1 protein-coding gene is annotated in these 1,544 nt (G+C 62.4%); it reads right to left on the reverse strand.

The window, feature by feature from the left end; translation table 11 throughout:
* Positions 1-974, reverse strand: a 974-nt coding sequence (locus tag GH737_RS16015; RefSeq protein ID WP_196233240.1) for a VCBS domain-containing protein, incomplete at its 3' end; no start/stop codon positions are given.
* Positions 975-1,544: the final 570 nt, after the last annotated feature.

The following is a 1,544-nucleotide window of genomic DNA, read 5'->3' on the forward strand; positions in this document are numbered from 1 at the left end:
CTCAGCATCGCCAGCAGGTCCGCGTTGCTGATCCCGCCGTCGCCCCCAGTGCCCGACGCCGCCACCGAGGTGACGCTCACGTCGACCGTGTCGCTCGTGTCCGAGTCGCTCACCGTCAACGTCCCCGTGGCGCTGAGCGCCGCATCGGTTTCATCAACCGACGCCGACGCGCTGTCGAGCGCTCCAACGCTGATGTCCGGCTGATCGTTCGTGCCGTTCAAGACGATCGTGACGCTGACGGTACTGCCGTCGGTAGCCTTCACATTGAACGTCTGCGTAATGTTCTCGCCGACTGCGAGCTCGTCGAATGCCGAGGCCGCCACGAACGTCCAGGTGCCGTCGGCGTTGACATGAAATGTGCCGAAGGATGTTGTGCATGTCCCTGCCACGAACGAGCTCGCGCCATCCGTCACCAGGTTGCCACTCGTGCTCTCGGCAACATCGGACTCGATCATGAATGCCGTTTGAGAGCCGCGGACGACAGCAACGCTCTCTATCGCCGAAACTTTCAGGCCGACCGAGGTGAAGCTGAATTGCGCTTGGGAAGCCTGGAGCGTCTTATCGCTGGTCTGCGCCTCTATAAACGCGTGGTAATTCGCCATGTCGGTATTGAACGCGGCCATGAACGCTGCATCAGCGAGCTGCTGTTCACTGAGATAAATATGAAGCTGGTCGATGTCAGGACCGGTCGTGCCGAGCTTTACGGCTCCGGTCCCGCCGTCGTAGACGTCGTAAACGGAATAGCTGCTCTGCAGGTAGCTATTTTCCCACGCACGGTAGATCAGGGTGTCCGCGCCGGATCCGCCGAGAAGCGTGTCGCCGCCCGAACCCCCGTCGAGGATGTCGTTCCCGGAGCCGCCGTTGAGGAAATCGCTTCCTGCGCCTCCGCTCAGAATGTCGCTGCCGGATCCCCCGATCAAAGTGTCGTTGCTCGACGTACCCGTAAGGGTCGTCGACCCGCTGCTGCCCGCCATCTCACATACCCCCGAACCCGGCTCCGCCCCGCCCCCGCGAGTCGGTTAACCAATTGTTTACCAAAACAGAATTCGGGAGTTTGCCAATATAACCTTAGTTAACATGACCCAAATTCGGACACATCGGACCCAGCTTCGCTCTGGAGGAAGTCAAGAGCACAGGCTTCCGACGGTCGGCGGCCTGCACCGCTGCGCACGTTGCAAAATGGCATCAATTCGGACGAATCGACCACAAGCGCAACCATCGGGGAGACATCGGCACCTAACTTTCGTTAAGAGACAAGAACATGCGTGCGCGGAAGCCAGATTCTTCGTCATCCGAACGGTCGCGGCAGCTCGAGGAGCGGGAGCGAGTCGCGCGGCTCCTGAGGCATGCGTTCCCGCTCGGCGAGAGCGGGTCGTTCAGCGGCTTGCTCGAAGCGATCGGCGACCACGGCGGCCGGCCGGAGCCGCGGTAGCGGCTCCTCGAGACCAGACGCTGGGTGAACCGAGACCGGCCGAATCAGTTCAACGCGGCGCGCGCTCGCGCCGCCTGCGCGCCGGCGTCGGCCTAAGCCGCCGGAGACCGGC

Source organism: Sphingomonas segetis (assembly GCF_009720245.1).
Lineage (GTDB): Bacteria > Pseudomonadota > Alphaproteobacteria > Sphingomonadales > Sphingomonadaceae > Sphingomicrobium > Sphingomicrobium segetis.